The 4,765-nt window shown below is 66.9% G+C and carries 6 protein-coding genes; 1 reads left to right on the plus strand and 5 read right to left on the minus strand.

Annotated elements, in window-relative coordinates:
* Positions 1-254: 254 nt before the first annotated feature.
* Complete coding sequence (locus ACY5KJ_RS13860; RefSeq protein ID WP_462203530.1) at positions 255-860, plus strand: class IV adenylate cyclase; 606 nt, start codon at positions 255-257, stop codon at positions 858-860.
* Here ACY5KJ_RS13860 and tmk read toward each other — a convergent pair.
* From tmk to ACY5KJ_RS13885, 5 genes are read right to left on the minus strand one after another with little or no spacing between them, the layout of a single operon-like run.
* The gene (gene tmk, locus ACY5KJ_RS13865; protein WP_462203531.1) at positions 782-1,408 is read right to left on the minus strand and encodes a dTMP kinase; all 627 of its coding nucleotides are present in this window, start codon (positions 1,406-1,408) and stop codon (positions 782-784) included. The two genes, ACY5KJ_RS13860 and tmk, sit on opposite strands and share 79 nt — an antisense overlap.
* Positions 1,405-2,871: a B12-binding domain-containing radical SAM protein gene (locus ACY5KJ_RS13870; RefSeq protein WP_462203532.1), complete on the minus strand. Its 1,467-nt coding sequence runs from the start codon at positions 2,869-2,871 to the stop codon at positions 1,405-1,407. Before ACY5KJ_RS13870 ends, tmk begins: the two co-directional genes overlap by 4 nt.
* Positions 2,855-3,661, minus strand: a complete 807-nt coding sequence (locus tag ACY5KJ_RS13875) for a DNA glycosylase family protein (RefSeq protein WP_462188158.1) — start codon at positions 3,659-3,661, stop codon at positions 2,855-2,857. Before ACY5KJ_RS13875 ends, ACY5KJ_RS13870 begins: the two co-directional genes overlap by 17 nt.
* A gap of 47 nt (positions 3,662-3,708) precedes the next feature.
* Positions 3,709-4,314, minus strand: a complete 606-nt coding sequence (locus tag ACY5KJ_RS13880) for an ATP-binding protein (RefSeq protein ID WP_462203533.1) — start codon at positions 4,312-4,314, stop codon at positions 3,709-3,711.
* Positions 4,311-4,622: a hypothetical protein gene (locus tag ACY5KJ_RS13885; protein WP_462188156.1), complete on the minus strand. Its 312-nt coding sequence runs from the start codon at positions 4,620-4,622 to the stop codon at positions 4,311-4,313. Before ACY5KJ_RS13885 ends, ACY5KJ_RS13880 begins: the two co-directional genes overlap by 4 nt.
* Positions 4,623-4,765 lie beyond the last annotated feature (143 nt).

The raw sequence follows: 4,765 nt of genomic DNA on the forward strand, positions 1-4,765 counted from the left end.
CGACTCCTTAATGCCCATCGCAGGGCAATCAAGAAAACTGCGAAACTCTAGTTGTTCACTAAGCCAATTATATTGTGAGCGCTTAGGTTGCCGCAAGACAGCTACCCCGCGCGCCAAGTTATTCCACACACAACCAGCTGGGGACGGTTATCAAGCTGGTCCAGCATTGACCGTTCCCCTCGGGCTCCCTCATAGGCAGCATCGGGGTTCCGTTACAATTTTTCCTGCTACCTCATGACCTATAGGGAGACGTTGTGCGCGAGGTTGAAGTCAAGTATTCCGTGTCGGACCTGGAGGCAGTGCTTGGCGCGCTCAGTGGGCGGGGTATCAACCTCGGCGAGGCGGTGTACCAGGACGACCAGGCCTTCGCCCCGCTCGGCTGGTCCTTCGGAGACAGCAAGCTTGGCGTGTCATTCCTGCGGCTGCGCACGGTGAACGGCCGCCACTGGTTCGCCCTCAAGCAGCCGGGCGCCAACGCCCAGGACTGCTTGGAGTACGAGACGGAAGTGGCAGACCGCCAGCAGATGCACGAGGCGATCCTTCGCATGGGCTACTGGGCGACGGTCCGGGTTGCCAAGTTCCGGCGGACCGGCCGGCATGGCGAGGTTTCGTTGTGCCTGGATGAGCTGGAAGGGGTCGGGACGTTCCTGGAGCTGGAACGCATGGTGCCCGACGACGCGCCGGCCGCCGCCGTGCAGGAGGAGTTGGCGGCCTTCGTGGCGTCGCTGGGGGTGGAAGCCGTACGCACGGTGGAGACGTACGACTCCTTGGTACGGGCCGCTCAAGAAGCGGTACGGGTGCCCTCCAGCCGGGAGAGCACAGACGCCGCCAGTACGGCGGCCACTTCCTCCCCCGTCTGAGCCCCGATGTCGTGGCACAGCACGGCGTAGCCGGCAGCTTCCAGCTCGGCGGCAACAGTCCGGTAGGCATCTGCTTCGGCTGCACCGGCCTCCGGGCCGCCGCGGTGGAAGCGGCTGTAGAGGCCGCGCTGGGCCGCCCGCTCGCGGGAGCGGACGGGGCCGCCCGCGAGGATGACCGTCAGATCGGGCCGGTCGGCCGCGGCCGCCAACGTCCATAGGAAGTCGGCGGGCACGCCGTCGAGGCCTTGAAGCACCAGGGAAGACGCCGCATATCGGTCGCACACCACGACAGTGCCAGCTGCCAGTGCCGGGCGGATCTCCATTTCAAGGTGCTGGTAGCGGTCGGCCGCCACCAGGCAGGCGAGGGTGATCCCCTGGTAGTCGTCAGTACCGAAGCGGGTCAGGCTGCCCAGGGGGCTGGCGGTGGGCTCCTTGGTCGCCAGCACCGGCAGCCCGGCGCCGGCGAGTTGCCGGGCCAGGGCGGCCGTGACCGTGCTCTTGCCGATGCCGCTGGGGCCGTCGATGGCGAGGAAAAAGCCGGTAGTCATCGGCGGACGCTGGAACGGGCGTGCTGCTCGCGGGACAGCTCCACCAGGGCGGCCCGCACCTCATCTACGGTGGCTTCCCCGAACCGGATGGTGACCGAGAAGTTGAACTCGTCGCGCCCGCGCATGGCTTCGTCAAGGCCGCCAACGGTTAGGTCAACGGCGGTGTAGGCCAGAAGCTGCGCGGGCTGGTAGCGGCCGGTGGCCACGATGCGGTCCCACTCCGGCGTGCCGGGATACGGGCGGAACTCGAAGACGGAGGCCCGGAAGTTCCCTGGCTGGCCGTCCGCCACCTCCCACAGCTCCCTGACGTGGCGGACGGTGGCCGCCAACTCCTCGCGCGTCTCTGTGGGGAAGCCCAGGATGAAGTAGCCCTTCACCGAGATGCCGCGCTCGGTGAGGCGACGGACCACGGAGCGGGTCATCTCGGGGTTGATCCGTTTGCCCATGTACCCAAGCAGCCGCTCACTGCCGGACTCGACACCCAGAGCAACTTCCCGCAGGCCGTTGGCGGCCAGTACATCCAACAGGGCGTCATCGGCCCGATGCAGGATGTTGATACGGCCGGTGGCATCCCAGACGAATCGCTCCCCGAGGCGGGCGGCGGTGAAGGCCTCCATGCACTGCCGGATGAACCGCTCGTAACCGAGAAAAAGATCATCGACGAAGCGGAAGGCGGTTACGCCGCCTGTGGCGTGCAGCACCTCCATCTCGGCGATAATGCCGGCAGGGGTGCGGGTGCGGATGGTGATGTCCGGGTTGGCGCTGACGGCGGCGCCACAAAATGAGCAGTCGTACGGGCAGCCGCGGGCACCGACCATGTTGGCCTCGACGCGGCCGTCTGGCGCCTGGTACGGGTCGCCCACCAGAAACCGGCGGTCGACGAAGGGCAGGCGGTCCACATCTGGGGCCAGGTGGTGGCCCGCGCCCGGCTGGCCGCCAGTGACGGGCTGGTGAAGGATGGGGTCGAGCCACATCACGCCGGGTAGGTCGACGCGGGATCGCTTGTCCTGCAAGAGTTCTGCCACGCGGGTTTCGCCCTCGCCAAGCACCAGGGCTTCGAGCGCCCCGAAGCGGGGGTCGGCGATGATGGCTTTGGGCATGGCCTTGGCCTGGTGCCCGCCGACCATGACCATGATGTCCCGGTCCAGACCGGCGGCGATTTCGGCGCTCACCTCGTAGGTGGGGGCCAAGAGGTTGAAGCCGGCCCAGCGCGGGCCGAGGCTGTTCACCAGCTGATAGGTCTCTTTGATGCCGAGTCCCAAGGCTTCGGCGTCAAGTACGCCGACGTTGAAGCCCTGGCTGCTCGCGTAGGTAGCGATGTAGGCCATGCCCAGTACCGGCAAGGTGAAGTCGTTCACCCGTGGGCGCAGGCCGTAGTCACGCAAGGGGGCGTTGATAAAAACGGCGTCGAGCGGGCGGTTCAGGTCGGCGCCCAGGACGGGGCCGTCATCCAATGTCTCCATGTTGCGATCCCCAAGCAAGGGTCAGGAGGGTCAAGGTCGATAGGTGTTCCCCCGCCAGATGCCGCCACTGAGCGCCGAAGGCACGCTCGTTATGGAACCAGTGGTGCGCCGGGACAGCCCGCCCCGCCCACGTGCGTACGGCTAGATCGGCGTAGGGGTACAGGTCCCAGGTATTGGTGTAGTCGGCAACGGCCGCGCCGGCCGTCCAAGGGCCGATCCGCTGGACGCTCTGCAATTCGTCGATGAGGGCCGGTAGGGACAGACGCTTCCAGTTTTCGCCGTGGGCCAGGTAGGCCGTGGCGGCGGCCCGGATCGCTGCCCGCTTGAAAGCGAGCCCAAGCTCTCCGTATTGTTCGTCGTCCAGCTCCAGGACTTTTTCCGGACTCGGAAACAGGCCGTAGGTGTCGCCGTCCGGCAGGGCCACCTGCTGCCCGTGGGCTGCGCACAGCTGTCGGTAGAGCTTCTTGGACTGGCCCGCCCGGATGACCTGGCGCAGGATCGCGGTCGCCAGCGCCTCCCACAGCGAGGGGTTGCGGAAGCGGCCCACGTTGCCCAGGCCAGCCAGCTCCTTGGCCAGCTCCGGCACTTCACTGGCAGCGCCGTCCGGCATCCCGAAGACATCCGCCAGCGGCTCCGCTTCGTCGCCGCCCAGCGCCGTGAGCGTGAGGTTGCCGCCGTGAACCTCCGCCAAGACCGGGCCGCCCGGCAACGCAAATACGCGGCGTACCCCGGTATCGGTGGGAAGCCAGGCGGGGTATTCGGTCATCCAGCGGTCTGCGGAAAACGGCATGAGGAAACTCCGGAAGTACGGCTGTATTGGGCGAGGATATGACGCTATTATCTCATGGCGTCGCTCCGGGGTAGGCGGCCGTCCATGGCGCGCAGGCCATCGAGCACCCGTTTCAGTACGGCCATGTCATCGAAAACCAACCCAGGATCGGCACGTGCAACCGTGGGCCGGCGGTGTGGGAGAAGTGGGCCCGACTCCTCAGCTTCGGACGGCACCGGTGCCTCAATCTGGCACCAGGTAACTTTGCCAACTCCGGTGGGCGACGGGTAATAGGCTGCCGCAAGGCTCAGGGCTTCGACAATGTGGAGACCCCGACCGCTCTCACGATCAAGATATTGAACCTGAAGTTCAGGCGGCTTCGGGTTACGATCCCAGATTTCGATGATGAGGCTTCGCGCGGCCCAGCTGATGCGCATGGATACAATAGACCTTAAGTTACCACCCGAACTTTCCGTGGCCCGGACGGCATTGGTAATGAGTTCTGAAATCAACAGGGCCGTGGTGTCGAGAAGATCTGTAAGTCCCCAGCCCTCCAGCAGCCCGGCCGCCGCCTGCCGCGCCAAGGCCGGGGCCGTGGTGGCGGCGGCGAACTGGTGGACGCTCGCACGCAGGTGGGCGGCTGGCTGGGGCGCGGTGCTGGCCGGAAGGTTCATGCCGGCCCCGGGGAGGGGGTGGCCGGCGAAACGGTGAGCACCCGGGCGCCCAACACCTCGATCTCCACTTCGATGGCCTGCCGGACGGCGGGCAACCGGCGCAGTTCCGCGGTGACGGCCTCGGTTCGCTCCTCCAAGGCCGCCTGCTGCACAGCGGTGGTGGGCAGGTCGCCCGCGTCGCAAGCGAGCACGACCCCGGCGGCTTCCAACCGTCCCAACGCCGCCCCGAGCCCTTCAGCAATGAGCCGCAGCGCCGCGCCGCCCGGCGGCCCCAGCCCGGAGTCTTGCCTTTCGGTGTCCCTGTCCACCGATTTCCTCCCCTCCTGGCACGGATGGATGACGCCCGAGGCCGGGGAGCGGGGTCCTCAGACCCGGCCCCGGGCGCCTTGGTCCTCAGCGTGAGCGGGCGGAACGGATACGGCCATGACGGGCCATGTATGAGGATCTGTCG

The organism is Frankia sp. CcWB3 (assembly GCF_977927595.1).